Here is a 26,059-nt window from a genome sequence, read left to right on the forward strand (position 1 = left end):
TGCCTCGTCCAGCACCCGCAGCGCCTCGACGTTGTCGACGTGCCCGCCGAGGTTGACGTCGCGCAGCCGCGCCTGGATCTCGCACTCGAAGACCTGTCCCACGTGGGGGATCCTCTCAGGGCTCGAACCGGTAGCCCATCCCCGGCTCGTTGCGGAAGTGCACCGGGCGCGACGGCTCGGGCTCGAGCTTGCGGCGCAGGCTGGGCCATGTAGAGACGCAGGTTGCCGTGCGCGGTCTCGTAGCCCGGGCCCCACACCTCGCTCAGCAGGCTGGCGCTGGCTGATCAGCCGCCCGGGGTTGCGGACGAAGACCTCCAGCAGGTGCCACTCCGTCGGGGTGAGCCGCACCTCCTCGCCGCCGACGGTAACCCGGGTCCGGCCCAGGTCCACGACGACGCGGCCGAAGGAGACGGTCGCGGACGCCGCCTCCTCGGGCGTCGCGTTGCGGCGCAGCATCACCCGCAGCCGGGCGAGCAGACTCCTCCATCCCGAAGGGCTTGGTGACGTAGTCGTCGGCGCCGGCGTCGAGGGCCTCGACCTTGTCGGCACTGTCGCTGCGCCCCGACAGCACGAGGATCGGTACGGCGGAGCGGGCCCGCAGCCGCGTGATGACCTCCACGCCGTCGAGGTCCGGCAGGCCCAGGTCGAGCACGACCACGTCGGGTGGGGCGATCGCGGCGACCTCGATCGCCTCGGTGCCGTCACCGGCCGTGGTCACCTCGTAGCCGCGGGCGCGCAGGTTGATCGAGAGCGCGCGGACGATCTGCGGCTCGTCGTCGACGACCAGGATCCGCGTCATCCGATCCGCTCCCGGATGCCCAGGTCGGGGCCGGTCGGGTCGCCGCCGGCGACGGGCAGCGAGATCACCATGGTGAGCCCGCCGCCGGGCGTCTCCTCGGGCTCCAGGGTGCCGCCCATCGCCTCGACCAGCCCGCGGGCGAGCGCGAGGCCGAGGCCGACGCCGGTGCTGTTGTCGTGGTCGCCGAGCCGCTGGAACGGCTGGAACACCCGCTCGTAGTCGGCGCTCGGGATCCCCGGGCCGGTGTCGACGACGCGGATCTCGACCCGGTCGAGGACGGCGCTCGCGGTGACCAGCGTCGCGCCGGCGTAGCGCTGGGCGTTGGTGAGCAGGTTGACCACGACCCGCTCCAGCAGCGCCGCATCGGCCAGCGCGGACGGCAGCCCGTCGGCGACGTCGACCCGCACCCCGGTGCCGGCCACGCCGACGTCGTCCAGCGCGCCGGCGAGCACGTCCTCGACGTACGACGGGGCGAGGTGGACGGGCAGCGCGCCGGCCTGCAGCCGGCTGAGGTCGAGCAGGCTGTCGACGAGCGCGGCGAGGTGGTCGAGGGCCTCGTCGGCGGTGCGGAGCAGGCTCGCGGCGGTCCTCCTCGGCGAGGGCCACGTCGTCGGCGCGCAGACCCGACACGACGGCCTTGGCGGCCGCGAGCGGGGTGCGCAGGTCGTGCCCGACGGCGGCGAGCAGCGCGGTGCGGACCTTGTTGGCCTCGGCGAGCGGAGCCGCCTGCGCGGCCTCCTCGGCGAGCCGGATCTGGAGCACGGCCTGGCTGGTGCGCGCCGCGAAGGCGTCGGCCACCCGGGCGTCCTCCGGGGCGAGCCGGCCCCGCAGGGCGAGCACCGTCCCCTCCCCGGCCGGTACGACGGTGTCCGCTGCCTCCGGCGATGCCGCGGGGTCGGGGCCGGCCGTACCGATCACCTGCCACCCGCCGGCGTACCGCTCCAGGAAGGCGACCGAACCGAGCGACAGGCTCTCCCGGAAGCGGTCCAGCAGCCCGGCGAGGCCGGCGCTGCCGGTGAGGGGCGTGGCGGCGAGGCTCGCCAGCACGTGCGACTCCGCGACCGCCCGGGCCGCCTGCCGGGTGCGCCGCGCGGCGACGTCGACCACCGAGCCTGACCATGACGGCGACGAGCAGGTAGACGAGCAGGGCGAGGGCGTTGTTGGTGCTGGCGATGGTCAGCGTGTGCACGGGCGCGGTGAAGAAGAAGTTGAGCAGGAAGGAGCCGGCCAGCGCGGCCAGGATCGCCGGGCCCACGCCGCCCACGAGGGCGACCGCGACGACGAGCAGCAGGAAGAGCAGCACGTCGCTGACCAGGTTGAGCGCGTGGTCGATCGGCAGCAGGGCGAGGGTGAGCAGTGCCGGGAGCAGCACCGCGAGGACGTAGCCGCGGACCCGGCGGCGCAGGCTGAGCGCCCCGCGGCCGACCGGCAGCCGGCGACCTTGCCCGGCGTGGGTGTGGGACACGATGTGCACGTCGATGTCCCCGGCGGAGCGGATGGTGCGGGCGCTGATCCCCGGCGGCGAGACGTACGACGCCCAGCGGGAGCGGCGGCTGTCGCCGAGGACCAGCCTGGGTCGCGTTCTCCGCGCGGGCGAAGGCGAGGAGGGTCTCGGGCACGTCGTCGCCGAGGAGCCTGGTGGAAGGTGCCGCCCAGCGACTCCACGAGCCTGGTGCTGACGGGTGAGGTGGGTGGGGTCCGCTCCGGTGAGCCCGTCGGAGCGGCTGACGTGGAGGGCCAGCAGGTCACCCGCGCCGGAGCGGGCGGCGATGCGCGCGGCGCGGCGCACGAGCCTGCTCACCCTCGGGCCCGCCGGTCAGCGCGACGAGCACCCGCTCGCGGGCCTCCCAGGTGCCGGTGATGTCGTGACGGCGGCGGTAGCCCTGGAGCGCGTCGTCGACCTTGTCGGCCACCCAGAGCAGGGCGAGTCTCGCGCAGCGCGGTGAGGTTGCCCTCGCGGAAGTAGTTCGAGAGCGCGGCGTCCACCTTGTCCGGGGCGTAGACGTTGCCGTGCGCGAGCCGGCGGCGCAGTGCCTCGGCGGACATGTCGATCAGGCTCGACCTGGTCGGCGGCCCGGACGACCGAGTCCGGCACGGTCTCGCGCTGGGGGACGCCGGTGATCTTCTCGACCACGTCGTTGACGGACTCCAGGTGCTGGATGTTGACGGTCGAGATCACGTCGATGCCCGCGTCCAGCAGACTCGCGCACGTCCTGCCAACGCTTCTCGTTGCGGCCGCCAGGGACGTTGGTGTGCGCGAGCTCGTCCACCAGCGCGACCGCGGGCCGGCGCGCCAGGAGGGCGTCGAGGTCCATCTCCTCCAGGCTCCGCACCGCGGTAGGCCCGCTGCTGGCGGGGCACCACCTCCAGACCGTCCAGGAGGGCGGCGGTGTGCGCGCGGCCGTGGGTCTCCACGATGCCCACCACCACGTCGGTGCCGCGCTCGATCCGGCGCCGGGCCTCGCCGAGCATGGCGTACGTCTTCCCGACGCCGGGCGCGGCGCCGAGGTAGACCCGCAGCCGGCCTCGCTTCATGGGCTCAGTCTTCCAGCCCGTCCAGGGCCAGGTTGAGCTCCAGCACGTTGACACGCGGCTCGCCGAGGAAGCCGAGCGTGCGGCCGGTGGTGTGCTCCTCGACCAGGTCCCGCACCCGGTCGGGCGCCAGGTCGCGGGAGCGGGCGACGCGGGCGACCTGCTGGGCGGCGTACGCGGGGGAGATGTGGGGGTCGAGACCGGACCCGCTGGCGAGCACCGCGTCGGGTGCGACATCGGCCGGGGCGACGCCGTCGAAGGCCGCCACCTCGGCGATCCGCCGGCGCACCTCCGCGACGAGCTCGGGGTTCGCCGGGGAGAGGTTGGAGGCGGAGCCTGGCCAGCGGGTCGTAGCCATCCCCGGCAGCGGAGGGCCGGGACTGGAAGTACGCCGCGTTCCCGGCGAAGGACTGGCCGATCAGCGCCGAGCCGACGAGCCCGCCGTCGCGCTCGACCAGGGAGCCGTCCGCCCGGTCCGGTACGACGACCTGCGCGACCCCGGTGAGCGCCAGCGGGTAGGCGAGGCCGAGCAGCACCGTCATCACGGCGAGGACGCGAGCCGCGGCGCCGAGCCTGCGCGAGCCCGCCGCGCAGGGCGGAGGAGAGGGACATGGGAGTTCTCCGTTCGGGGCCGTCAGAGGCCCGGCAGGGTGGACACGAGCAGGTCGACGAGCCTTGATCCCGACGAAGGGCGCGACCAGCCCGCCGAGCCCGTAGACCGTGAGGTTGCGGCGCAGCATCGCCGAGGCGCTGGAGGGCCGGTAGGTCACGCCGCGCAGCGCCAGCGGGATGAGCGCCACGATGATCAGCGCGTTGAAGATCACCGCCGAGAGGATCGCGGACTCCGGCGAGGACAGCCGCATGATGTTGAGGGCGTCGAGGCCGCCGTACACCCCGGCGAACATGGCGGGGATGATCGCGAAGTACTTCGCCACGTCGTTGGCGATGGAGAACGTCGTCAGCGCGCCGCGCGTGATGAGCAGGCTGCTTGCCGATCTCCACGATCTCGATGAGCTTCGTCGGGTTGGAGTCGAGGTCGACCATGTTGCCGGCCTCCTTGGCGCTGGAGGTGCCGGTGTTCATCGCGACGCCGACGTCGGCCTGCGCGAGCGCGGGTGCGTCGTTGGTGCCGTCGCCGGTCATCGCGACCAGCCGGCCACCATCCTGCTCCCGCTTGATCAGGGCCATCTTGTCCTCGGGCGTGGCCTCGGCCAGGAAGTCGTCGACCCCGGCCTCCTCGGCGATCGCCCTGGCGGTGAGCGGGTTGTCGCCGGTGATCATCACGGTGCGGATGCCCATCCGGCGCATCTCCTCGAAGCGCTCGCGCATCCCCGCCTTCACCACGTCCTTGAGGTGGATGACGCCGAGCACCCGCGCGGCCTCGCCGGGCACGCGGTCGGCGACCACCAGCGGCGTACCTCCCGCCGAGGCGATGGCGTCCACCGTCCGGCCGACGTCCTCACCCGGCTGGCCGCCGTTCTCCCGCACCCACGCCGCGACCGCGGCCGCGGCGCCCTTGCGGATCTCGCGGCCGGCCAGGTCCACGCCGGACATCCGGGTCTGCGCGGTGAACGGCACGAACCTCGCCGCGGGCAGACTCGCCGGCGGTCCGCTCGCGCAGGCCGTGCGCCCGCTTGGCCAGGACGACGACGGAGCGGCCTTCCGGCGTCTCGTCGGCCAGCGACGCGAGCCTGCGCGGCATCGGCGAGCAGGCTCCGCGCCGACCTCGCCGACGGGGATGAGACTCGGCCGCCTCGCGGTTGCCGAGGGTGATCGTGCCGGTCTTGTCGAGCAGCAGCGTGTTGACGTCGCCCGCCGCCTCGACCGCCCGGCCGGACATCGCGAGCACGTTGTGCTGCACGAGCCGGTCCATCCCGGCGATGCCGATCGCGCTCAGCAGCGCGCCGATCGTCGTCGGGATCAGGCAGACCAGCAGGGCGATGAGCACCAGGATCGGCTGGTCCGCGCCGGAGTAGAGCGCCAGCGGCTTGAGGGTGACGGTGGCCGCGAGGAAGATGATCGTGAGGCTGGCGAGCAGGATGTTCAGCGCGATCTCGTTCGGCGTCTTCTGCCGGCTGGCGCCCTCGACGAGCGCGATCATCCGGTCGATGAAGGCTCTCGCCGGGGTTGGTGGTGATCCGTACGACGATCCGGTCCGAGAGGACCTTCGTGCCGCCGGTCACCGAGCAGCGGTCGCCACCGGACTCCCGGATCACCGGTGCGGACTCACCCGTGATCGCGGACTCGTCCACGCTCGCGACGCCGTCGACGACGTCACCGTCGCCGGGGATCACCTCACCCGCCTCGACGACGACCTCGTCGCCGATCCGCAGCGTGGTGGCGGGCACCGGCTCCAGCGTGCCGTCGGGGTGGCGCCTCCGCGCCGTGGTGTCGGTCTTCGCCTTGCGCAGGGTGGCCGCCTGCGCGCGGCCGCGGCCCTCGGCGAAGGCCTCCGCCAGGTTGGCGAAGAGCACGGTGAGCCAGAGCCAGACCGTGATCGACCAGGCGAAGACGGAGGAGTCGCGGACGGCGAGCACGGTGCAGAAGACGGCACCGACCTCGACGACGAACATGACGGGCGTGCGCACCATCACCCGCGGGTCGAGCCTTGCGCAGCGCGTCGGGCAGGGAGCGCAGCAGCGAGCCTGGGGGTGGGGGTCTTCGTGGGCGCGGTCATCACAGTCCTTCCGCGAGCGGGCCCAGCGCGAGGGCCGGGAAGAAGGTGAGGCCGGCGACGACGAGCGAGACGACGGTGAGCATCCCGACGAAGAGCGGCCCGTGCGTGGGCAGCGTCCCGTCGGTGCGCGGCACCGGTGTCTGGCGCGCCAGCGCGCCGGCCAGGGCGAGGGTGAGCACGATCGGCACGAACCGGCCCACGAGCATCGCGATGGCGATGGTGGTGTTGTAGAACGGCGTGTTCGCGGAGAGCCCGGCGAAGGCGGAGCCGTTGTTGTTGGCGCCCGAGAGGTAGGCGTAGAGCACCTCGCTCAAACCGTGCGGACCGGCGTTGAGGATCGACGAGCGCGGACCGTCCAGGGACAGCGCGAGGGCGGTGAACCCGAGCACCACCAACGGCATGGTCAGGATGCTCAGCGCGACCAGACTTCATCTCCCGTGCGGTGATCTTCTTGCCGAGCAGGCTCCGGGGTGCGCCCGACCATCAGGCCGGCGACGAAGACGGTGAGGATCGCCAGCACCAGGAGGCCGTAGAGACCGGTCCCCACGCCACCGGGCGCGATCTCGCCGAGGCCCATGTTGAGCATGAGCAACCCGCCCGCCACCGGTGAGTACGAGGAGTGGAAGGAGTTCACGGCCCCCGTGCTGGTGCCGGTGGTGGAGACGGCGAACAGGCTCGAGCCGGGCACGCCGAACCGGGTCTCCTTGCCCTCCATCGCCGCCCCGGCCACGTCGTACGCGGGGGTGGGGTGGGCGGCCTCGATCGCCCACACCGCGGCGAGCATCACCACCCAGATCACCGCCATCGTGGCGAGGATCGCGTAGCCCTGGCGGACGTTGCCGACCATCACCCCGAAGGTGCGGGTCAGGCAGACCGGAACCAGCAGGATCAGGAAGACCTCGAAGAGGTTGCTCAGCGGGTTGGGGTTCTCGAAGGGGTGGGCGGAGTTGGCGTTGAAGAAGCCGCCGCCGTTGGTGCCGAGCTCCTTGATCGCCTCCTGCGACGCGACCGGCCCGCCGGGGATGGTCTGGTGGGCACCGGTGAGCGTGGTGGCGTCCACGCCGCCGGAGAGGTTCTGCACGACGCCCATCAGCACCAGGGCGATCGCCGCGATCGCCGCGAGCGGCAGCAGCACGCGGACCGTGCCGCGGACCAGGTCCACCCAGAAGTTGCCGAGGCGGCCGGTGCGGGAGCGGACGAAGCCGCGGATCAGGGCGACCGCGACGGCGAGACCGACGGCGGCGGAGAGGAAGTTCTGCACCGCCAGGCCGGCCATCTGCACCAGGTGGCCCATCGTGGCCTCGCCCGAGTAGGCCTGCCAGTTGGTGTTGGTGACGAAGGACGCCGCGGTGTTGAACGCCAGGTCCGGCGACACGTCGGGGAACCCGAGCGACCACGGCAGGTGCGACTGCAGGCGCTGCAGGGCGAAGAGCAGCACGAGACCAGCGGCCGAGAAGGCGAGCAGCGCGACGGCGTACGTGCGCCACGCCTGGTCGGCCCGGGGATCGACGCCCACGAGCCGGTAGATGCCACGCTCGACGGCGAGGTCCTTCTCGGTGGTGAAGACGTGCGCCAGGTAGCCGCCCAGCGGGACGTAGCAGACGGCCAGGGCCGCGATGAGGACGCCGACCTGCAGCAGGCCGGCCAGGGTGTCGGACATCTAGAAGCGCTCCGGGAGGACCAGGGCGACCACCAGGTAGCCGAGCAGGAGGGCGCTGACGACCAGCGCGACGACGTTCTCGGGGGACATGGCTCGGAGTCTTCGCCGGTCCGAGGCCCTGAGTGCCGGTCCTAACGCGCCGCTAACGCCGTACTGACAAGGCCTAACGCGGGGCTGCAGGAATCCCCGCTTACCGGGGGATTCCTACGGTTCTTGACGGTTGCAACGGTCAAGAACCGTAGGAAGAGCCGCTTCAGCGGGGATTCCTGCACCCCCGCGGCGTACCGTCGGCTTCATGGCACGCGACTACCGGACCGTCACCGCCGAGGAGTCTCACCGCCGCCGAGGGCCTGGCCGACTGGCGGGTCGAGGGTGCGCAGGCGACGACCACCTTCGCCACCGGCGACTTCGCGACCGGCCTGCGCCTGGTCAACGAGATCGGCCGGCTCGCCGAGGAGGCGAACCACCACCCCGACCTCACGCTGCGCTACCCCGAGGTCGAGGTGTGGCTCGGCACCCACGACACCGGCACCGTGACCGACGCCGACGTGGCGCTCGCCCAGGCGATCACGGCCGCGGCGCGCGAGATCCTCGGCTAGCCCGCTCCAGCATGGCGTTGTAGGCCGCGAGCTCCGCGTCGCCGTCCCGGTCCGCGGCCCGGTCGCGGCGGCGCGCCTCGCGGTCGTCGCTGCGCCACCACTGGAACAGCAGCAGCACGACGACGAGCACCATCGGCACCTCGCCGAGCGCCCAGTTCATCGCCCCGGCGAGGTGCTGGTCCTCGAGCCGGTCGGGGACGTAGGGCAGCCGGACCAGTCGGTAGTAAGCTTGTCCCCGATGACCGTCTCCGAGCCCATCACCGCGATCGAGAAGAACGCGTGGAAGGGCATGCTGACGAGCAGGACGACCAGCCGGGCGACGTACGGCAGGGTGCGCCCGGGGCGCTCGCCCAGCAGCATCTCGAAGAAGAGCATCCCGGCCAGCAGGAAGTGCAGGCTCCATCCCGACGTGCCCGAGGTGCCCGCGCATCAGCGGGCCGAAGAGACCGCCGAGGTAGACGACGTACAGGCTGCCGATGAGCAGCAGCGACGCGGTGACCGGGTGCAGCAGCAGGCGTGCGGGACGCGACGCGAGGGCCCGGGCGAGGAGCCTGGCGCGGTCCCAGCCCACCCGGTACGTCGGCCCCGGGCAGCGCGCGCAGGGCGAGTCTGCAGCGGCGCGCCGGTCACCAGCAGGATCGGCGCGATCATCGACAGCGCCATGTGGGCGGCCATGTGCGCGCTGAACATCACCCGGGCGTAGGTGCCGAGCCCGCCGAAGGTCGCGTAGGCGACGACCACGAGCCCCAGCGCGAACGCGATGCTGCGGCCGAGCGGCCAGCGGTCACCGCGCCGGCGCAGCGCCACCACCCCGGCGAGGTACGCCGCACCGCCCAGCCCCACGACGAGGGAAGCCCACCCCGGAGGGGGTGAAGGAGAACAGCAGCCGGGCCAGGGTCGGCGCGGGCGGGACGGGGCCGCCGAGGACCGACTCCGCGAGCGAGGTGTAGAGGTCGTCGGGCACCGGCGGCGGGGTGCGGCCCAGGGCGACGCCGAGACCGACGGCGACGGACATCAGCGTCAGGCTCGATGGCCGTCAGCCGCGCCAGACCGGTGAATTCGCCACCGCGCACGCCCTCGCGCAGCCGTGCCGCGAGGACGCCGAGACCGACGAGCACGGCGGTCTTGACGAGCACCCCGGCGCCGTACCAGGAGGTGATGCCGGTGAGGTCGCCGATCCGGACCCAGGCGCTGATGAGCCCGGAGACGACGGTCAGGCCGAGGCACCACCCGGCGAGCGCACCGAACCGGCGCAGCGCCCGCTCGCGCAGGCGCCCGGTCGCCAGGTGCCACCAGAGCGCGCCGACGCCGGCGATCCAGCAGACGGCGGCGAGCACGTGCACGACGATCCCGACGATCGCGGTGTCGTGGTTGCCCGCCGAGGAGGCGTGACCGGTCAGCAGCGGCGGCACGAGCGAGAGCAGCGCCAGCCCGAGCAGCACGAGCACGCCGCGGTGGGTGAGCACCCACCGGGCCGCGCCGGCGACGAGGCCCAGGAGGAGCGCCTGCACGAGCAGCGACGTCGCCTGGTCGGAGGTGGAGACGAAGCCGCGCAGGCTCGCGCCAGCGCACGTCCGTCGGTGGGACGGCGAACTGGTCTGAGTAGGTCAGCAGCACCGACACCAGCGCTGCCACGGCCGCGGTGGCGGCGAGCCGCCGCACGGCGACCATCGGCCGCAGCGCGGCTCGTTCGAGCTCGTCAGAGGGCCGCGCCATCGTCAGCGGCGCGACCATCAGCCCCGCGACCGCCGCGATGGTGGCGCCGTCGGCGACCAGTCGCAGGAAGGGCAGCCCCCACGCGGTGACCCGCCCGGGATCGGGCAGGCCCGGCACCGGCACCGGGATCGCGCCGCCCACCGCGAGCAGCAGCACCGCCGCGACGAGGCCGGCGCCGACCACCCCTCCCAATGCGGTACGACGGCTCATCGTGGCCTCCGCCGTGCGAGCACCCACAGCAGCCCGGCGGCGGCGAGGAGCCCCGCCCCGACGGCGATCTGGACCGTGCCGAGGCCGGGGCCCCCGCCGTCCGCGGCGGCTGCCCGAGCGGAGGTGGGGCTGTCGGCCGGTGTGGCCGCGAGGGTGGGACCGGTGGTGTCGAGCGGGCCGTCGCCGACGACGAAGGTCAGCCGTCCGGTGACCGGGTGCCCGTCGGCGGAGATCACCCGGAAGGCCAGCGCATAGGTGCCCTCCTCGCCCTTCGCGAGGTCCACCGTGACCGTGGAGCCGTCCACCCGGGGCTCGCCCCGGTCGGCGCGACTGCCGTCCGGCGCCGTCACCACGACGTACGACGGCGGGCTGATCTCCTCGTTGAAGGTCAGTGTCGCGGTGCCGGGCAGCGCGGAGAGCCGCTGCCCGTCGGCGGGGTCGCTCGACACCAGGGCCGCGTGGGCCCAGGCGGGCGCCGCGGGGAGCCCGACGGCGGCGAGCAGCGCGAGAGGCGCGAGGACGCGCAGGAGCCGGGTCATACGAGAGTCCTCCAGTAGTCCCAGAACCGCACGAGGGCCTGGACGACGAGGGCGAGGTAGAGGGTGACGACGACGAGGTGGCGGTAGTCCCACAGCACCCGGCCGAGGGGATGGGGGCGTGCCGCGAGGGCGAGGGTCCACACGGCGATCGGGATCGTGACGGACCACACGACCATGCACCACGGGCAGAGCGCGCCGATCCGGTAGATGCTCTGGAACGACAGCCAGGCCACGAAGACCAAGCCGAGGCAGGCGCCTCCCGCGAAGCCGGCCAGCACCCACCGGGGCAGGCGGACGCCGCCGGCGAGCAGGACGCCGAGGGTGAGCACGACCGAGAACGCCCCGATCCCCAGCAGCGGGTTGGGGAAGCCGAAGACCCGTGCCTGCTCGGTCACCATGACCGACCCGCACGACAGGATCGGCGAAAGGTCGCAGGAGAGCCGGTGCTCGGGGTTCTCGAGGAGCCGGAAGCGCTCGACCGTCAGCACGAACGCCGCCAGCAGGCCGATCGCTCCGCCGGCGGCGAGCGCCAGCCCGGTGACCCGGGCCGGCGCCGCCGCGGCGTGCTCGTCGTACGTCTCGGTCACGAGAGCGCCTTCTCGACCGCCGCCTGCACGCTGGCGGTGTCGAAGCCGTCGACCTTCGTGCCGTTGACGAAGACCGTGGGCGTGCCGGTCACCTCGCCCTGCAGGGTCTTCGCCGTGGTGGCCTTCACCCAGTCGGCGTAGGACTCGTCGGTGACGCAGTCGGAGATCCGTCCCCGGTCCGCCCCGGCCTTCTCGGCGAGGTCGAGCAGACTCGCCGTCGGTCAGCCCGGCGCCGCCCTCGGGCGGCTGGTGGTCGAAGAGCCTCCTGGTGGAACGCCAACCACTTCTCGCCGCCCTCGGCCGCGACGCAGGCCGCCGCGTTGGAGGCGCGGCTCGAGTAGCGGGTCGTCGAGACCCGGTCCAGGAAGGCGATCGGGCGGTACTGCACCTGGATCCGCGGATCCGCGCGGTACTGCGCGAGCAGCGGCCCGGACGTCGCCTCGAACTGCCGGCAGATCGGGCACTGGAAGTCCTCCACCACCTGGATGACGACCTTCGGGTCCTTCGCGCCGAAGGACAGAGCGCCCTGGGCGTCGACGAGTTCGGGCCGGTCGCCGATCGCGATCTTGTCCGACGAGCCGCCGCGTGCGGCCAGCACGATCAGCGTGGTGGCGAGCACGACCGCGACGACGAGCACGGGAAGGCCGGCCTGGAGCAGCAAGCTTGCGCTTGCGCGCCTGGCGCCTGGCCTCCTCCTGCTGGCGGGTGATCGTGGCGTGCCGGGCGGCACGGGCCTCGGCGCGGCGCTCCTCGTCGCCCGGCGGCGGGGGCAGGTTCGGCTGGTTGTTCTTGCTCATGATTCCTCCAGGAGGGACTGTCCGGTGTAGCCGCCCTGCGGGGCGGCGGGAGGCACGGCGTAGACCGCCGAGCCGATGGTCGTGACCCACTCGTTGAGCCGGTCGAGGTCGTCCAGGCGCTGCTGCACGGGGACGAATTGCCGGGCGGGGTCGGCGGCGTAGGCCAGGAACACGAGTCCGCTGTCCTCGCCGGTCGTGCGCCGTGGATCCGGCTCGGTGTAGTTGTAGGCGCGCCGCAGGAACCGCTCCGCGGGATCGGTGCTGCGCGCCCGGGCGATGTGGCTGGCCGGGTCGATGACCGGGAAGCCGAAGCGGTCGGTCGCCCCGAAGTCGGGCTCGTCCCGCTCCGCGCGGCCCGTCAGGGGGGCACCGGTGTCCAGGCGCCGGCCGACGATCACCTCCCGCCCGATCCGGTCGACCCGGTCCCAGCGGTCCAGGCTCCATCCGGATGCGCCGTACGACGAGGAAGGTGCCTCCGTCGTACGGCTCGGGGGAGCGTGCCCACACGAGCGAGGCGAAGCCGGGATCGGCCTCGGTCGGGTTGACCGTGCCGTCGACCTGCCCCATCAGGTTGCGCATCGTGGTGCCGTCGGGGACGGTGCCGCGCGCGGTGCGGAAGCCGTGCTGGATCCAGCGGACGTCCGCGAACGGGCGGGCGTCCTTGAGCAGCATCCGCTTGGCGTGGGCCAGGGTGAGCGGGTCGTCGCTGCAGATCTGGGCGACGACGTCGGTCTGCGACCACCGCTCCTCCAGCCGGTCCCGGCGGAAGGACGGCAGGCTCCTCCAGCCGCGGCCGGCGCGCCGCCGGCACCAGCGCGCGCAGCACGCGCGGGCCGAAGCCGAAGGTCGCCGTCAGCCGCGACGGGTGCCCGGCGAGGTCCGGCTCGGTGTCCGCGAGCGCGGGCCGGCCGGCCGCGAGCCGGTCGGTGTCGTCGGACAGCAGGCGCATCATCCGGGCCAGGCTCGTCCCGGCCGCCGCGCAGGTCCCATCCCACCAGGGCGAGGTGGGCCTGCGGCGGGGTCGCGATCCCGGCCTGGTTCCGGCCGACCGCCGGTGCCGTCTCCGCCCCCGGGGACGGCCCGACCACACGGGTCGTGCCGTCCCCGGCCGGCGGGCGGGGTGCCGTCGCCGCCACGGCGGCGGAGGCACTCCAGCCCACCCCGGCACCGCCGAGCGCGGCGGCACCGGTGCGGAGGACGTTGCGGCGGTCCCAACGTGGACCGCCGGGCATCAGCCTGCTGCCGTCCGTGGGCTGGTACTTCTCGTCGGCCCCGTCGAACGGCTTGACGGTGGCCTCGACCTCGGTGGTCGAGCCGTCGCCGAGGGTGAGGGTGATCGTGACGGTGGTGCCCGCCGCGACCGGTCTCTCCAGGCTCCATCATCATGATGTGGTCGCCGCCGGGTGCGAGGGTCACCTTCCCCCGGCCGGTACGACGAAGCCGCCCTCCTTGGGCCGCATCGCCATCGAGCCGTCGGCGTTCTCGACGGTCTCGTGCAGGCTCGGTCATCGCGTTGACGGTCGTCGAGGCGCTGACGACGTCGATGTCCTGGCCGGAGTCTGTTGGACAGGATGCCGAAGGCGGCGGTCATCCCGCTGCCGGCGGCCTTGACCCACGGGTCGGTGACGCTGAGCGCCTGGGCCTGGTTCTGCGTGGTGGTCGTGCTCTCGACGGCCCGCGGTGGGGACGCGTCGTCGCTGCCGCAGGCCGCGAGGGCCGGGGCCAGCAGGCCGCACAGGAGTACGGCGGACAGGGTGGTCGTGCGCATGACGAGTTCTTCTCGATTCGGGTTCCGGGCGCGCGGGAGCGCGCAGCAACGGGCGCCACCGCACCCGCCGGAACCTGCAGGGACCGGACCGTCAGTGCGCGAGGCGCAGGGAGGGGAGGAGGGTGCTCGCCCCGGCCGGCGGACCGCGTGGCACCGCGGCGGAGCGCACCGTCTGCGAACGGACCGCGACGCGCTCGGTGGACACCCGCTGGCGACCGCGCACGGGCAGCGCGACCAGGCGCAGCAGCCGCAGCACCAGCCAGCCCAGCAACGCCCACACGGCCTTCACGACCGCCTGGTCGAGGCCGGCGGCGACGGCCGTCGTCGCGGCGACCACGCCGAGGTGGGTCAGCGCCATCGACGGCGTGAGCCCGACCGCGTCGAGCAGGCCCATCCCGCCCGCGGCCTGGTGGATGTGCCCGTGGTGGTGCAGGTCGCTCGGCGCCATCATCAGCGTCAGGTGGCCCACCGCCTGGGCGCAGAAGGCGACCAGCGCGAGCCGCGGCACGTCGACCCGCCCGATGCGGGTGAGCACGATCCCCAGCGGCAGCGCGACGCCCAGCACGACCAGGCCGGGCACCAGCAGGATCGTGCCGCCGCCGGCGACGTGCGCGCAGAGCGCGCCGAAGGCCGCGACCGAGACCGGCGAGGATGCCGCGGGCAGGCCGGAACCGGCGCCCTGAGGCGGCGGCGGTTCGGGTCGCGGACATCCCCGTCATGGTAGGCGGGTGGCGGCTGCGGAGCCTTCTGCTAGCGTCCGTGACGCCAGTCGCACTCACGAGGATCGTGGGTCAGGGAACCCGGTGAGAGTCCGGGACTGACGCGCAGCGGTGAGGGTGACGGGCGGGGCAACACGCCACTGGAGCGGGCAATTCGCCGCTCTGGGAAGGCGCTCCGTCCGGTCGATCCCGAGTCCGAAGACCTGCTGGCCGTGGACCTCCGGTCCGCGTCACCCCACCCACCAGGCTTCGCGCAAGAGCCTCGGACGAAAAGAGTGACCTGTGACGTCGCGTCGTGCCCGACTCCTCCCTGCCCTGCTCGCCCTCCCGCTGGCTCTCAGCCTCCCTGAGCGCCTGCGCCGGAGCACCCGAGCCCGAGACGAAGGCGGTCGCCGGGCCGTCGTACCCGGTGGAGGCGAGCAGGCTGCGGCTACACCTCCACCGTCGCCGCACCGCCCGAGCGCGCGGTGACGATGAACCAGGGCGCCACCGAGGTGATGCTCGCGCTCGGCCTGCAGGACCGGATGGCCGGCACGGCGTACCTCGACGACAGCGTGCCGGCGAAGTGGCGCGCGGCGTACGACGGGGTGGAGGTGCTCTCGAAGGAGTACCCGGACCACGAGACCCTGCTCGCCGCGAGGGCGGACTTCGTCTACGGCTCGTACTCCAGTGCGTTCGGCGACGAGGCTGCCGGATCCCAGCAGGAGCCTGGCGAAGCTCGGCATCGGCTCCTTCCTCTCGCTGTTCGGCTGCGGCGAGAACGAGCCCTCCGCGGAGGTCTCCTTCGACGCGGTGTGGGACGAGATCGAGACCGTGGCGGACGTCTTCGGCGTGCCGGAGCGGGCGGAGGCGGTCGTGGACGCGCAGGAGGAGGCGCTGGACGTGCTGGCCGCACAGGCGCCGGGCAAGGGGCTGGACGTGTTCTGGTTCGACTCCGGTGACAAGGCCGCCTTCGCCGGCGCGGGGGAGGGCGGCCCGCAGCCTGATTCTCGACGCCGTCGGCGCGACCAACGTCTTCGCCGACGTGAAGGGCGGCTGGGCCGACGTCAGGCTGGGAGCGGGTCGTGAAGGCCGATCCCGACCTGATCGTGCTCGCGGACGCGAGCCTGGTCGAGCGCGCGGGACAAGATCACGCTGCTGGAGAAGGACCCCGTGCTGAGGAACCTGCGCGCGGTGCGGGCGAAGGCGTACGTCGTGCTGCCCTTCTCCGCCACCACGCCCGGGATCCGGCTCGCCGACGGCGCCGTGGCGCTGGGCGAGGCGCTGACGAAGCGCTCCCGATGACGCTCGCGGCACGGCCGCTCGGTGTGGTGCTGGCGCTGCTGCTCGGCCTCGCGATCGTCGTCGCGGTCGGGATCGGCTCGGTGCACGTGCCGGTGACCGACGTGCTCGACGTGGTGCTGCGCCGCCTCGGCCTCGCCGTCGACGCCACCGTCGTGGACGACCGGATCGTGTGGCAGTCTGCGGATGCCCCGCGTGCTGGGGGCCGCGGCGACCGGCGCCGGGCTGGCCATCGCCGGCGCGGTGCTGCAGTCGCTGACCCGCAACGACCTCGCCGACCCCTACCTGCTGGGCATCTCCGGCGGTGCGACCGTCGGCGCGGTCACCGTGATCGTGCTGGGCGTCGGGGTGGCCGGGCTCGCCGGCGGTGCGGCGCTCGGCGCCGGCGCCTTCCTCGGAGCGCTCGTCGCGCTGGTCCTGGTGCTCGCGCTCGCCACCGGTCGCGGGGGTGACCTGCCGCCGGCCCGCACCGTGCTGGCCGGCGTGGCCGTCGCCCAGATGTGTGCGGCGTACACGTCCTTCGTGGTCATGACCAGCGGTGAGCGGGACGCGGCTCGGCGGGTGCTGGCCTGGACGATGGGCTCCCTCGCGGGCGTGCGCTGGCACAGCGCGGTGCTCCTGCTCGTCGTGGTGCTGCTCGCGACCGTGCTGGTGCTGGGCTTCGCCGCCGACCTCGACGCGTTCGCGTTCGGGGACGCCTCGGCGTCCTCGCTCGGCGTACCGGTCGAGCGGGTGCGCTGGATCCTCCTGGTCGGTACGGCGCTGCTGACCGCCTGCCTGGTCGCCTTCACCGGCGCCATCGGCTTCGTGGGACTGGTGGTCCCGCACGTCGTACGGCTGGTGTGCGGGCCGCTCCACCGGCGGTTGCTGCCGCTCAGCGCGCTGGCCGGTGCGATCCTCGTGGTCGGTGCCGACACCGTCGCCCGCTCGCTGGTCGACGGTCAGGAGATCCCGATCGGCGTGGTCACGGCGGTGCTGGGCGCGCCGGTCTTCGCCTGGCTGCTGCGGCGCGAGTCGAGGACCCGGTGATCGCCGCGGAGGGACTGGTGTGGGGCGTGCGCGGGCGAGCGATCCTCGACGACGTGGCGCTGGCGTGCCCGCCCGGCGCGGTGACCGGCCTGCTCGGCCCCAACGGATCGGGCAAGACGACCCTGCTGCACGTGATGGCCGGGCTGCGCCGTCCGCACACCGGCACCGTCCACCTCGACGGCGACGACGTCCACCGGCTGCCGGCGCGCGAGCGGGCCCGCCGGATCGCCCTCCTGGAGCAGGAGTCCGCCACCGGGCTGCCGCTCACCGCGCGGCAGGTCGTCGAGTCTCGGCCGGATCCCGCACCGCGGCCGCTGGCCCGCGCGGAACGGCGAGGGCGCCGCCGAGATCGGCGAGGCGCTGCGCCTCGCCGAGGTCGAGCACCTGGCCGGCCGCGACTGGCAGACGCTGTCGGGTGGGGAGCGCCAGCGGGTGCAGACTGGCCCGCGCACTGGCCCAGCGGCCCGCCGTGCTGATGCTGGACGAGCCGACCAACCACCTCGACCTCGCCCACCAGATCGACCTGCTCGCCACGGTCCGCGCTCTCGGCCGCACCGTCGTCGCCGCGCTGCACGACCTCGACCTGGCCGCGGCCTTCTGCGACCACCTCGTGGTGCTGCGCGCCGGCCGGGTGGTCGCCGCCGGACCGCCCGAGCAGGTGCTGACCGCCGCCCTCATCGCCGATGTCTACGGCGTGGAGGCCAGCGTCGGGCGGCACGGGACGTCGGGCCGGCTGCACGTGGTGTGGCACGACGAGCGGGCGGCGCGGTGAGCCGCGCGGTGGTGCTGGTCCCGCTGGGCGTCGACGCCGAGCGGCACGCCGACGACCTGCGGGCGGTGGCCCGGGCGACCGGTGCGACCCTCGCCTTCCTCCAAGCCGGTACGCCGGCCCTGGTCGACGAGCCTGGACCGGCTGGCCTCCCGCGGGGTGACCGGGGTCGAGCCTGGTCGGGCTCGGGCTCGGCGCGCCGGCCTCTCGCTCCTGGTTGCGCCGGGTCGCGGGGGACTGGGTCCGCCGCCACCCCGGGGTGTCGCTGGTGGTGGCGGACCGGCCGGCCACCGGTGCGGAGGCGCCGCTCACCTCGCCCGCGTGGGAGGAGGTGCCACGGCACGCCCGTCAGGTGCTGGTGTGCCGCGGACCACGCTGCTCGGCACGTGGCTCGGCCGGCACCGCGGTGGCGCTCGGCGAGGAGCCTGCGCCGGCGCGGGCTCGGGGACGACGACGTGCTCGTGACCATGACCGGCTGCCTGTTCCCCTGCAACCAGGCCCCGGTGGTGGTCGTCCACCCCGACGACGCCTGGTACGGCGCCGTGGACCCGTCCTGCGTCCGCCGGATCGTCGGTGACCACCTCGTCGGCGAGTCCCCGGTGCCCGGCCACCTCCTGGCGAGGAGTCCCAGCCCCAGGACCCCGGCGCCGACGACGAGCGCGCCGAGCAGCATCCCGCCGAGCACGTCGCTGGGGTAGTGCCGGCCGAGCAGCACCCGGTCCGCCCCCACCAGCAGCACGATCAGCGCCCCCGCGACCGCGGCCCACCCGCGGCGACCGGTCGCGACGAGCAGTGCCAGCACGAGCGCGGTCACCCCAGAGGTGTGGCCGGACGGGAACGCCGGGGTGCGGATCGCGTGCGCGGCGACCTGCCACTCCGGGCGGCCCCGGCCCACGACGTCCTTGAGGACGGCGGTCACGACCGTGGTCGCGGCGGTCGATCCGGCGACGAGTGCGGCGGCCCCCCAGGCCCGCCGCACCGCCAGGACCGCCGCGACCAGGACCGCCACCGCGACCAGCACCGGCTGGGCGAAGGCGACCTCCACCCCGTGCAGGGCAGGCACCAGGCCGTGGTCCACGGCCCAGTCGGTGGCGGGGCGCCCGAGTCCGTCGAGGCTCACCCGAGCGACCCGATGAGGGTCGTGAGGGCGCCCGTCTCGGCCTTCTGGTCCGGGGAGGACGCCCGGACCGACGTGAGCACGCCGTCCACCTGGTGGTCGACGTAGGTCCAGGTGCCGCAGTCCTTGGCGACCAGACGGTCCTGGGCGTCGTCCCACGCGGTCTCCAGGTCGGTCGCCCGCGCTGCTGCCGCGGACTGGTCGCCGGAGCGGACCCGGCCGAGGATGTCCTGCGAGATCTGCTTGAGCTCCGGACGTCACCGGCCGGGAACGCCTTCGCCGGGGCGACGTGGGCGCTGTCGTCCGCGCAGGTCGGTGCGGCGCCCTCCTCGGCCGCGAGCGCGTCCTGGTGCGGCTGGTGGTCGGCCCAGACCAGCACGCCGCAGGTCGCGATCGCCGCGAGTGCCAGCACGCCGAGCGAGATCCGCTGCCGGCCCTCCGAGGTCGGGGGTGCGCTCGCCTCGTCGTGCTCCTCGACGACGTCGGCCCGGCTCAGGGACAGGTAGACGACGCAGGCGAGGATCGCGCCGAGGAAGACCAGGCTGGTGCCGAAGGTGCCCAGGCCGAGGCCCTGCTCCTTGGCGGGGGTGGCCAGCCAGTCGCCGATGTTGGCGCCCAGCGGGCGGGTCAGGATGTAGGCCAGCCAGAAGGACAGCACCGGGTTCGCGCCGAAGCGCCACAGCCCGGTCACCAGCGCGATGAGGGCCAGCGGCAGCAGCACGGACTGGCCCGGCGCCCAACCGGTGAGCTCGAGCGTCCAGTCACCGGTGGCGGTGCCGAGGGCGAAGGTGACCAGGACGGCCAGCCAGTACCAGGCTCTCGCGCGGGGTGGTCACGATGCTGTGGATCGACAGGGTCCGCTCGCGGGCGTACCAGGCACCGAACACCGCGGCCAGCAGGGCGGCGAAGACGGTGCTGCTGATCCACAGCGGTACGCCGAGTTCGGTCGGTCAGGATGTCGGTGTAGAGCGTCCCGGTCACGCTCACCACGACGACCGTCAGCCAGTACGCAGCGGGGACGTAGGCGCGCAGCCGCATCTGCACGGCGAGCACGACGACGAAGACCACCGTGAAGAGCACGGCGGTGGGGACCAGTGCCGAAGCCGAGGGTCTCGTTGACGTAGTCGGCGAAGGCTCTCACCGACCGTGGTGCAGAGGATCTTGATGATCCAGAACCAGACGGTGACCTCGGGGACCTTGTTGAGCATCGGCGCCGCGCGGCGCAGGGGCGTGGTGGTCATGGCACCGAGGATCGGGTGCCGAACCTGACACGGACCTGACTGCGTGCGGCGTCCGCGCTACGGCGTGGGCAGCGTGATCACCAGCCGGGTCGCCAGCGGGCCGTCGCCGACGGTCACGTCACCGCCCATGCTGCGTGCGATCCGCCGTGACAGCGGCAGTCCCAGCCCGGCGCCGGCGCCGGTGGTGCGGCCCGGCTCGAAGACCCGCTCCCGCTCGGCGGGGCCGATGCCGGGGCCGTCGTCGTCGACGTACAAGGCGAGGGAAGCCGGGGCGGTGCAGGCCCGCGGAGACCACGGTGCGGCCGGCGAGCCGGCGTGCGTTGTCGAGGACCGGCGCGATCGCGCGCGCCGCGAGCGCGGTCGGCAGCAGCACGCGCAGCGCCGGGTCGACGTCCACCTCGACGCCCGCATGGTCGCCGGGCCCGAGCGCCTCGGCGACCGCGTCGACCACCCGGCAGGAGCCGGACATGGCCTGGCTGGACGCGGTCCGGGCCAGGCTCCAGCAGGCTCTCGATCGCGCTCGCCATCCGCCGGGCGGCGTCCTGCACCTCCTCCACCCGCTCCCGGGTGTCCGGGCTCAGGTCCGGGTCGAGCAGCAGCAGGTCCACGTTGAGCCGTACGGCGGTCAGCGGGGTCCGCGAACCGTGCGCCAGGCTCGGAGGTGAGTCGCTGCTCCGAGCGGATCGCGTGGGCGACCCGCTCCAGCAGGCGGTCCAGGGTCCGGCCGAGTGTCGCGAGCTCGTTGCCACCGGGCCCGGGGTCGAAGCGCATCCCCAGGTCGTGCTCGCTCCAGTCGTCGGCGGAGCGGGTCATCGCCACGACGGGTGCCAGCGCGCGCCGGCTCACCCACAGCGCGAGCCCCGCGGCCAGCACGATCATCAGCCCGCCCGCGCCGATGCACACGAGCAGCGCGAGCCGCTCCCCCCGCTCGTACGGCGCCGTCCGCTCCGTCACCACGACCACCCCGCGCGTGCCCGCGGACGTGCGGAACGGCTTCGCGCGGATCCGCCGCTCGTCGGTGCCGGACGGCTCGACGGTGCGTGTCCTCGGGGTCGTCGCCAGGGCGGCGTACTGCTCGGCGTCGGCGCTCGGGGCGCTGCCCGCGACCAGGCGGCCGGTGGCGTCGTAGACGGCCACGCCGGCGTCGAGCCGGGAGTCGGGGACGACGAGCCGGCCACCGGGGCCGGTGGTGGCGGAGCCGATCACGGCCTCGGTGCGGTCCTCCAGCACGGTGTCGACGCTGCGCCCGGTGGCGCCGGCGAGGACGAGCCTGCACCACGATCGTCAGCACCACGACGCCGAGCGCGGTGACCGCGGCGGTGAGCACGACGAGCCTGGGCACGGAAGGACCGGGCCCGTGCGGGCGGGCGGCTCACCCGGCACCGCCGGGGCTCAGCCGGTAGCCCACCCCGCGCACGGTCTCCACCTGGGCGCTCGCCCCGGCCTCGGCGAGCTTGGTGCGCACCCGCCGCATCAGCGAGTCCACGGTGTTGTCGCTGACCATCGCGCCGTCCGGCCAGGCCGCGGCGACCACCGCCGCCCGGCGCACCACCTCGCCGGGCCGGGCCGCGACGGCCGCGAGCATGCGGTACTCCGTCGGCGACAGCGGCACCTCCCCGGCGTCGGTGCGCAGCGAGTGGGTGACCGGGTCGAGGACCAGCCCGCTGTCGTCGCGTCGTACGGCGAGTCGGCGCCCGCGCCGCCCCAGCACCGCGATCCGCGCCATCAGCCTCCTTGACGTCGAAGGGCTTGGCGACGAAGTCGTCGCCACCGGCGCCGAAGCCCGCGAGGCGGTCGTGCACGGCGCCGTAGGCCGTCAGGAAGAGGACGGGTGCCTCCTGGCCGGCCGTCTTGAGGGCCTGGCACACGTCGCGGCCGTCGGCGTCGGGAAGCCCGATGTCCATCACGATCACGTCGAGCGCGTTGTCCTCGCCGAACAGGCGCAGCGCCTCGGCGCCGGTGTGCGCCACCACCGCGGTGTGCCCGGCCATCGTGAGGGCACCCCGAAGCGCCCGCCGCAGTGCCGGGTCGTCCTCGCAGATGCCCACGGTGAGCTCCATCCGGACCATCATGCCCGGTCCGGCGCGAAGGCCGCCCCCGGCGCGTCCGGGTAGGGCAGGATGGACGAGAATCATCAGTCCTGACGCGGGTTTCCGAGGCGGCAGGCCGACCGACGCGAGGGGGAGACGTGGTCGATGCGGTGACCGAGGTGGCGAGCCCACCGTCGTACGAGTCTGTTCGGCGTGAACTGGATCCGGCGAGTGCTGCACCGGGACCGGGTGCTGCGCACCATCGACCAGGTCCTCGGCGACCAGATCGCGCTCGGCCCGATCGGCGCCGGGCCGGGGCGTGCCTTCGCGAGCGTCAGGCTTCGTCGGCGACTTCGGGCCCACGACCGGCGAGGAGGTCGTCGGGGCGCCGCTGCTGACCTACGCCATCGACCTGCCGATCAGTGTGGTCTTCCAGCCTGGGTCGCCGCTGGACCGGCTGAACTTCAACGCCGAGGTCGTCGTACCGCTCCAGCCTGGTCGTGCACACCGAGGAGCCGCTGCGGCTGCGCCTGGGCTGGTGACGCCGACCGAGGACCAGATCGGTCTCGGTCTCAAGACGGACACCCGGCGCGGGGCGATGCTGCGCAAAGCTCACCGGGCTCGACTCCGGCCTGCGCCGCTTCGTGCTCAAGGTGATCGACACCGAGCCTGGCGAAGCCCTACGTGCAGCGGGCGACCCACCTCGACATGGAGGAGCTCATCGACCACGCGTGGCCGGCCCTGACCGAGCGCTTCCTGCCGCAGGGACCAGAGGACCGGCAGGCCTGAGACGGGCGCCACCACGGCCACCTATCGGATGCGATGGTTGGCCTGATTTTCAGACCTTTCTCCGGTAAAGATCCCTAATCTCGAAATCGGGTCTGGCTGCGACGTGGGGTCGTTGTCAGGAAGAGGGAGTGCTGAGCAACGGCTGCGGAAGAGATTTCCGGAGCAGGCTCCGGCGCTCCCTTCGCCGCTTTTCGGACGGCCCCGGCTCCGAGCAACGACCGGACGTGCGGTGGGCACGGCCGCCCGACCATGTGGGGACACCGAGATGAACCAGTCAGCGCGGCGTGAGGGCCGCATCTTCCGCCGGGGCCAGGCCCGGCGCACCGGGCTCGGGAAGCGGACCGCGCTGACCGTCCCGGTCGCCGCCCTGGTCGCCGTGACGACCTTCATGGCGCCCGGGTACGCCGACGACGCGGGCGACGGTGGCGCGAACCCGCCCGCCGCCGCCGAGGCCTCGGCCGACGTGCCCGCACCGGACCCGGCGGCCGCGCCCGAGCCGGCTCCCGCACCGGAGCCGGAGCCCGCACCCGCCCCCGAGCCGGACCCCGCACCCGCGCCCGCGCCCGAGCCCGACCCGGCACCCGCGCCGGACCCGGCCCCCCAGCAGCAGGAGGAGCCGGCGGCCCAGCCGCAGGACACCCCGGCGGACGCCGTACCGGCGGGTGACGGTGCGGAGGACAGTGCCAACGAGGTGCCCGCGAAGTCCCCGCAGTCCTCCGGTCCCCAGAGCGGGAACGGCGGCACACCCGGCGCCGCTCCCGAGGTGAAGGCGGCGGCCGCCCCGGCCGCGGTCAACACCAAGAAGGTCGTCGTCTGCAAGTACGCCGCCAAGCCGGGCGTGAACGAGAAGGCGCAGACGATCATCATCGTCAACACCAGCGCGCTCGGGAAGGCCTGGCCGGTCGGCACCTTCCCCTACGTCTTCGCCGACGCGCACAACCTGTCGGTGGCGATCCGCTACGCGAACGACGGCGAGCGCTCCAACCAGCCTGGACATCACCGAGTGCGACCCGGCTCCGGCGCCCACCGAGATCACGCCGCCCACGCCGGTCCTCAACGACCCGTGCGGCACGGGCAACGCGACCTGGAGCGTCCCGGCCGGTCCGTACGACGTCACCGTCAACCCGGACGGCAGCATCACGCTCACCGCGGACTCCGGCTACGAGTTCCCGGGTGGCGCGGCGACGTACCAGATCGCGGCGCCGGTGGAGACCAACACCGCGGCCTGCCCGGTGAACGAGAAGAAGGTCGTCGTCTGCAAGTACGCCGCCACCCCCGGCGGCGGTGAGAAGCCTCCAGACGATCGTCATCGTGAGCGTCAGCGCCCTGGGCAAGGACTGGCCCGGCACCTTCCCGTGGGAGTTCGCCGACGCGCAGTTCAAGTCCATCGCGATCCGCTACGCCAACGACGGCGAGCAGGCCCAGGACGTCCCGCTGTCGGCGTGCCCCGGTGACACCGAGGTGCTGCAGCGTCCCGACCTGACCGTCGACGACCCGTGCGGCCCGGACAACGCGGCCTACGTGAACATCCCGACCAGCCCGGACTACGACATCAGCGTCGACCCGGTCGACGGGAGCGTCGAGTCGACCGCCCACACCGGCTTCGTGTTCGACGGCGGTGAGCCGGTGATCTCCTACGACCCGCCGGTCGACAGCGGCACGGCGTGCCCGGTGGCGCGGGCGGTCGTGGCCTGTGTCTACCCGGACAGCGCGCGGGTCGTGGCCGGCGTACCGCTCGGCACGATCACGATCCTGGACGAGCTGACGGCCATCGCCAACGGCTTCCTGGGCGTCTTCCCGTTCGACTACACCAGCGGTACGGACACCGTGTCGGTGCTCGCCTACGTCCAGCCGGGCCAGACCGCGGCGGACTTCGACGCGCTGGAGATGTGTGGTGAGGTCGGCGGCATCTGCGAGGACGCCTCGACCGACCCGGGCGCCGTGGACGGGGACGGGGTGCCGTGCACCCCGACCGAGCCGACCCAGCCGACCCAGCCGGGCGCGCCGTCGGAGCCGGGCGAGGTCGGTGGGATCGTGACGACCGCCGCCCTGCCCGACACGGGTGGCCCCGCCGGGTTCCTGCTCCCGCTGGGTGCACTGCTCGTGCTCCTGGGGGCGGGGATGGTCATGGTGAGGCGTCCCCACTCCGCCTGACCATGGTCGGGAGCCCCTCCGGGTGAGGGGCACCTGACAGCCCGGTCGGGTCGGAGTGACCGAGAACCCGGGTGTTCGCCCCGCCGCAGGCAAGCGCTACTGCGGCGGGGCGAACGACGTCAGCCGGCTCTTCTCGTACGCCGACCGCAGGCGTTCGTAGCGCAGCCGGTTGGCCGCGATCGGGTCCAGCAGCAGCCAGGACGGCAGCCAGCGACGTGCCCCGCGCACCAGCGCGGCGTAGAGGCGGAACTCCCTCTCCCGACGGCGGGTCCAGCGCACACCGAGCAGGCTCGCGCATCCGTGGGTGGGCGGCCTTCTGTGCGCAGACCTTCGCCGGCCGGGTCAGGACCGGGGTCAGCAGCCGCCAGGCCGGGGTCAGCGCGAGCCTGAAGCCACCGGGGGCCGACCAGGGTGGGCACGGGCAGCGCGTCGAAGCGTGCGTCGGCCCACTGCAGGAAGGGGTTGTCGGCCAGCCGGGTCGCGGCCACCTCGTCGTAGTAGGCCTCCGCCTCGGCCCGGGTGCGCGGCACCCGGGCCCGGTCGCTCGGAAGGTCCAGGTCGGCCAGGTGCAGCACGGTGGCGTAGACCGCGTCCCGCTCCGGCTCGCTCAGCCGGGGGTAGGTCGTGACGTAGCCGGTGTGGAAGACCAGCAGGCTCGTCGTCCCGACCCACTTCCACAGGTCCGGGTCGAGCGCGCTGTAGCGCTCGCCCGCGAAGTGCCCCTTGCCGCGACCCCTGACCTCGCCGTGCAGGTGCTTGAGCCGGTTCGCGGTGGCGGCCCGGTCGGCGTCGTCGCCGAAGAGCAGCAGCGGCCCCCACAGGCTGCTGCGGATGCCCCGGTCGGTGAAGTTCGCGGCGAACCGGCCGCTGGCGTCGACGGCGGCGGCGACCTCGCGGTAGGCCACCTGGTCGAGGGCCAGCCGGCCGTAGAGGGCGAACGCGGCCGGCGTACCCAGCCAGCGGCGGACGTCGGCGGCCAGTGCGGCGTGCGGCTGGGAGGGGTGCCACGGGGCGACGGTCATCACGGCTCCTATCGGTCAACGAAC

At 73.8% G+C, this 26,059-nt stretch carries 27 protein-coding genes, 8 pseudogenes and 1 riboswitch; of the genes and pseudogenes, 9 read left to right on the plus strand and 26 right to left on the minus strand.

Annotation, left to right across the window (positions count from 1 at the left end):
• Positions 1 to 115: 115 nt before the first annotated feature.
• The 6 genes and pseudogenes from G5V59_RS22905 to kdpF form a co-directional block, all read right to left on the minus strand.
• Positions 116 to 799 (minus strand): annotated as a pseudogene (locus tag G5V59_RS22905) (response regulator transcription factor).
• Positions 796 to 3,334, minus strand: a pseudogene (locus G5V59_RS37475) (DUF4118 domain-containing protein). The pseudogenes G5V59_RS22905 and G5V59_RS37475 overlap by 4 nt, the downstream one beginning before the upstream one ends.
• Before the next feature lie 4 nt (positions 3,335 to 3,338).
• Positions 3,339 to 3,873: pseudogene (gene kdpC, locus G5V59_RS22940) on the minus strand (potassium-transporting ATPase subunit KdpC).
• Positions 3,874 to 3,965: 92 nt separating this feature from the next.
• A pseudogene (gene kdpB / locus G5V59_RS22945) lies at positions 3,966 to 5,904 on the minus strand (potassium-transporting ATPase subunit KdpB).
• A 103-nt stretch (positions 5,905 to 6,007) separates the two neighbouring features.
• Positions 6,008 to 7,668: pseudogene (gene kdpA / locus G5V59_RS22950) on the minus strand (potassium-transporting ATPase subunit KdpA).
• The gene (gene kdpF / locus G5V59_RS22955; RefSeq protein ID WP_278257994.1) at positions 7,669 to 7,758 is read right to left on the minus strand and encodes a K(+)-transporting ATPase subunit F; all 90 of its coding nucleotides are present in this window, start codon (positions 7,756 to 7,758) and stop codon (positions 7,669 to 7,671) included.
• 260 nt (positions 7,759 to 8,018) lie between these two features.
• Between kdpF and G5V59_RS22960 the strand changes: the two genes are divergently transcribed.
• Positions 8,019 to 8,267 (plus strand): 4a-hydroxytetrahydrobiopterin dehydratase, encoded by a 249-nt coding sequence (locus tag G5V59_RS22960; RefSeq protein WP_278260010.1) that lies wholly within the window; start codon positions 8,019 to 8,021, stop codon positions 8,265 to 8,267.
• On the opposite strand, the gene G5V59_RS22965 is transcribed toward G5V59_RS22960, so the two are convergent.
• From G5V59_RS22965 to G5V59_RS23025, 13 genes are all read right to left on the minus strand, one after another.
• Positions 8,236 to 8,781 carry a cytochrome c oxidase assembly protein gene (locus G5V59_RS22965; RefSeq protein WP_341351293.1) on the minus strand — a complete coding sequence of 182 codons (546 nt, stop codon included), beginning with the start codon at positions 8,779 to 8,781 and terminating at the stop codon, positions 8,236 to 8,238. The two genes, G5V59_RS22960 and G5V59_RS22965, sit on opposite strands and share 32 nt — an antisense overlap.
• Complete coding sequence (locus G5V59_RS37480; protein ID WP_341351009.1) at positions 8,697 to 9,077, minus strand: cytochrome c oxidase assembly protein; 381 nt, start codon at positions 9,075 to 9,077, stop codon at positions 8,697 to 8,699. The genes G5V59_RS22965 and G5V59_RS37480 overlap by 85 nt, the downstream gene beginning before the upstream one ends.
• Complete coding sequence (locus G5V59_RS22975; protein ID WP_278257996.1) at positions 9,052 to 9,282, minus strand: hypothetical protein; 231 nt, start codon at positions 9,280 to 9,282, stop codon at positions 9,052 to 9,054. The genes G5V59_RS37480 and G5V59_RS22975 overlap by 26 nt, the downstream gene beginning before the upstream one ends.
• A 5-nt stretch (positions 9,283 to 9,287) precedes the next feature.
• Complete coding sequence (locus tag G5V59_RS22980) at positions 9,288 to 10,193, minus strand: hypothetical protein (protein ID WP_278257997.1); 906 nt, start codon at positions 10,191 to 10,193, stop codon at positions 9,288 to 9,290.
• Positions 10,190 to 10,732 (minus strand): copper resistance CopC family protein, encoded by a 543-nt coding sequence (locus G5V59_RS22985; protein WP_278257998.1) that lies wholly within the window; start codon positions 10,730 to 10,732, stop codon positions 10,190 to 10,192. The genes G5V59_RS22980 and G5V59_RS22985 overlap by 4 nt, the downstream gene beginning before the upstream one ends.
• The gene (locus G5V59_RS22990; RefSeq protein ID WP_278257999.1) at positions 10,729 to 11,319 is read right to left on the minus strand and encodes a vitamin K epoxide reductase family protein; all 591 of its coding nucleotides are present in this window, start codon (positions 11,317 to 11,319) and stop codon (positions 10,729 to 10,731) included. The genes G5V59_RS22985 and G5V59_RS22990 overlap by 4 nt, the downstream gene beginning before the upstream one ends.
• Entirely contained in the window at positions 11,316 to 11,528 is a 213-nt protein-coding gene (locus G5V59_RS22995; protein WP_341351294.1) for a thioredoxin domain-containing protein, read from the minus strand. Before G5V59_RS22995 ends, G5V59_RS22990 begins: the two co-directional genes overlap by 4 nt.
• Complete coding sequence (locus G5V59_RS23000) at positions 11,444 to 11,980, minus strand: thioredoxin domain-containing protein (RefSeq protein WP_278258000.1); 537 nt, start codon at positions 11,978 to 11,980, stop codon at positions 11,444 to 11,446. Before G5V59_RS23000 ends, G5V59_RS22995 begins: the two co-directional genes overlap by 85 nt.
• Positions 11,981 to 12,112: 132 nt before the next feature.
• Positions 12,113 to 12,514: a Dyp-type peroxidase domain-containing protein gene (locus tag G5V59_RS23005; RefSeq protein ID WP_278258001.1), complete on the minus strand. Its 402-nt coding sequence runs from the start codon at positions 12,512 to 12,514 to the stop codon at positions 12,113 to 12,115.
• The gene (locus G5V59_RS23010) at positions 12,511 to 13,068 is read right to left on the minus strand and encodes a Dyp-type peroxidase domain-containing protein (RefSeq protein ID WP_278258002.1); all 558 of its coding nucleotides are present in this window, start codon (positions 13,066 to 13,068) and stop codon (positions 12,511 to 12,513) included. The genes G5V59_RS23005 and G5V59_RS23010 overlap by 4 nt, the downstream gene beginning before the upstream one ends.
• The gene (locus G5V59_RS23015) at positions 13,065 to 13,625 is read right to left on the minus strand and encodes a hypothetical protein (RefSeq protein ID WP_278258003.1); all 561 of its coding nucleotides are present in this window, start codon (positions 13,623 to 13,625) and stop codon (positions 13,065 to 13,067) included. Before G5V59_RS23015 ends, G5V59_RS23010 begins: the two co-directional genes overlap by 4 nt.
• Entirely contained in the window at positions 13,622 to 13,948 is a 327-nt protein-coding gene (locus G5V59_RS23020; protein WP_278258004.1) for a hypothetical protein, read from the minus strand. Before G5V59_RS23020 ends, G5V59_RS23015 begins: the two co-directional genes overlap by 4 nt.
• A gap of 27 nt (positions 13,949 to 13,975) precedes the next feature.
• On the minus strand, positions 13,976 to 14,464 hold the full coding sequence (locus G5V59_RS23025; RefSeq protein ID WP_278258005.1) for a hypothetical protein: 489 nt from the start codon (positions 14,462 to 14,464) through the stop codon (positions 13,976 to 13,978).
• Positions 14,465 to 14,633: 169 nt separating this feature from the next.
• Positions 14,634 to 14,829, plus strand: a riboswitch (cobalamin riboswitch).
• Positions 14,830 to 15,070: 241 nt separating this feature from the next.
• Between G5V59_RS23025 and G5V59_RS23030 the strand changes: the two genes are divergently transcribed.
• The 4 genes and pseudogenes from G5V59_RS23030 to G5V59_RS23045 all read left to right on the plus strand — a co-directional run bounded on the left by G5V59_RS23030 (position 15,071) and on the right by G5V59_RS23045 (position 17,685).
• Complete coding sequence (locus G5V59_RS23030; protein WP_278258006.1) at positions 15,071 to 15,544, plus strand: hypothetical protein; 474 nt, start codon at positions 15,071 to 15,073, stop codon at positions 15,542 to 15,544.
• Positions 15,522 to 15,671, plus strand: coding sequence for a hypothetical protein (locus G5V59_RS23035; protein WP_278258007.1), 150 nt, complete (start codon positions 15,522 to 15,524; stop codon positions 15,669 to 15,671). Before G5V59_RS23030 ends, G5V59_RS23035 begins: the two co-directional genes overlap by 23 nt.
• A gap of 212 nt (positions 15,672 to 15,883) precedes the next feature.
• Positions 15,884 to 16,913 (plus strand): annotated as a pseudogene (locus G5V59_RS23040) (iron chelate uptake ABC transporter family permease subunit).
• Positions 16,910 to 17,685 (plus strand): annotated as a pseudogene (locus G5V59_RS23045) (ABC transporter ATP-binding protein). Before G5V59_RS23040 ends, G5V59_RS23045 begins: the two co-directional pseudogenes overlap by 4 nt.
• A gap of 305 nt (positions 17,686 to 17,990) precedes the next feature.
• Here G5V59_RS23045 and G5V59_RS23050 read toward each other — a convergent pair.
• The 6 genes and pseudogenes from G5V59_RS23050 to G5V59_RS37495 all read right to left on the minus strand — a co-directional run.
• Positions 17,991 to 19,520: a hypothetical protein gene (locus tag G5V59_RS23050; protein ID WP_278258008.1), complete on the minus strand. Its 1,530-nt coding sequence runs from the start codon at positions 19,518 to 19,520 to the stop codon at positions 17,991 to 17,993.
• A gap of 40 nt (positions 19,521 to 19,560) precedes the next feature.
• Positions 19,561 to 19,728, minus strand: a complete 168-nt coding sequence (locus G5V59_RS37485) for a hypothetical protein (protein WP_341351295.1) — start codon at positions 19,726 to 19,728, stop codon at positions 19,561 to 19,563.
• A 69-nt stretch (positions 19,729 to 19,797) separates the two neighbouring features.
• Positions 19,798 to 20,040: a hypothetical protein gene (locus G5V59_RS23060; protein WP_278258010.1), complete on the minus strand. Its 243-nt coding sequence runs from the start codon at positions 20,038 to 20,040 to the stop codon at positions 19,798 to 19,800.
• Positions 20,041 to 20,097: 57 nt separating this feature from the next.
• Positions 20,098 to 21,270, minus strand: a complete 1,173-nt coding sequence (locus G5V59_RS23065; RefSeq protein ID WP_278258011.1) for an ATP-binding protein — start codon at positions 21,268 to 21,270, stop codon at positions 20,098 to 20,100.
• Between the two features lie 142 nt (positions 21,271 to 21,412).
• Entirely contained in the window at positions 21,413 to 21,766 is a 354-nt protein-coding gene (locus G5V59_RS37490) for a winged helix-turn-helix domain-containing protein (RefSeq protein ID WP_341351296.1), read from the minus strand.
• 64 nt (positions 21,767 to 21,830) lie between these two features.
• Positions 21,831 to 22,175, minus strand: a pseudogene (locus G5V59_RS37495) (response regulator); the annotation flags it as partial.
• 65 nt (positions 22,176 to 22,240) lie between these two features.
• Between G5V59_RS37495 and G5V59_RS23080 the strand changes: the two are divergent.
• The 4 genes from G5V59_RS23080 (at position 22,241) to G5V59_RS23095 (ending at position 25,013) form a co-directional block, all read left to right on the plus strand.
• A complete protein-coding gene (locus G5V59_RS23080; protein ID WP_278258012.1) occupies positions 22,241 to 22,468 on the plus strand; it encodes a hypothetical protein in 228 nt (75 codons plus the stop codon).
• Entirely contained in the window at positions 22,390 to 22,815 is a 426-nt protein-coding gene (locus G5V59_RS23085; RefSeq protein ID WP_278258013.1) for a hypothetical protein, read from the plus strand. The genes G5V59_RS23080 and G5V59_RS23085 overlap by 79 nt, the downstream gene beginning before the upstream one ends.
• Before the next feature lie 273 nt (positions 22,816 to 23,088).
• The gene (locus G5V59_RS23090; RefSeq protein ID WP_278258014.1) at positions 23,089 to 24,147 is read left to right on the plus strand and encodes a hypothetical protein; all 1,059 of its coding nucleotides are present in this window, start codon (positions 23,089 to 23,091) and stop codon (positions 24,145 to 24,147) included.
• A gap of 23 nt (positions 24,148 to 24,170) precedes the next feature.
• Positions 24,171 to 25,013 carry a hypothetical protein gene (locus tag G5V59_RS23095; RefSeq protein ID WP_278258015.1) on the plus strand — a complete coding sequence of 281 codons (843 nt, stop codon included), beginning with the start codon at positions 24,171 to 24,173 and terminating at the stop codon, positions 25,011 to 25,013.
• Positions 25,014 to 25,132: 119 nt separating this feature from the next.
• On the opposite strand, the gene G5V59_RS23100 is transcribed toward G5V59_RS23095, so the two are convergent.
• Positions 25,133 to 26,035, minus strand: coding sequence for an oxygenase MpaB family protein (locus G5V59_RS23100; RefSeq protein ID WP_278258016.1), 903 nt, complete (start codon positions 26,033 to 26,035; stop codon positions 25,133 to 25,135).
• Between the last annotated feature and the right edge of the window lie 24 nt (positions 26,036 to 26,059).

It is taken from the genome of Nocardioides convexus, from assembly GCF_011090295.1.

What these genes read in the sequence shown, in the direction of transcription:
- G5V59_RS23060 (WP_278258010.1), bottom strand. Translation starts at nt 20,040, where the DNA reads ATGACCACCACGCCCCTGCGCCGCGCGGCGCCGATGCTCAACAAGGTC.
- G5V59_RS37490 (WP_341351296.1), bottom strand. Translation starts at nt 21,766, where the DNA reads ATGGCGCGGATCGCGGTGCTGGGGCGGCGCGGGCGCCGACTCGCCGTA.
- G5V59_RS22980 (WP_278257997.1), bottom strand. Translation starts at nt 10,193, where the DNA reads ATGAGCCGTCGTACCGCATTGGGAGGGGTGGTCGGCGCCGGCCTCGTC.
- G5V59_RS22985 (WP_278257998.1), bottom strand. Translation starts at nt 10,732, where the DNA reads ATGACCCGGCTCCTGCGCGTCCTCGCGCCTCTCGCGCTGCTCGCCGCC.
- kdpF (WP_278257994.1), bottom strand. Translation starts at nt 7,758, where the DNA reads ATGTCCCCCGAGAACGTCGTCGCGCTGGTCGTCAGCGCCCTCCTGCTC.
- G5V59_RS23100 (WP_278258016.1), bottom strand. Translation starts at nt 26,035, where the DNA reads ATGACCGTCGCCCCGTGGCACCCCTCCCAGCCGCACGCCGCACTGGCC.
- G5V59_RS23015 (WP_278258003.1), bottom strand. Translation starts at nt 13,625, where the DNA reads ATGACCGAGCCTGCACGAGACCGTCGAGAACGCCGACGGCTCGATGGC.
- G5V59_RS23010 (WP_278258002.1), bottom strand. Translation starts at nt 13,068, where the DNA reads ATGATGCGCCTGCTGTCCGACGACACCGACCGGCTCGCGGCCGGCCGG.
- G5V59_RS22975 (WP_278257996.1), bottom strand. Translation starts at nt 9,282, where the DNA reads ATGTCCGTCGCCGTCGGTCTCGGCGTCGCCCTGGGCCGCACCCCGCCG.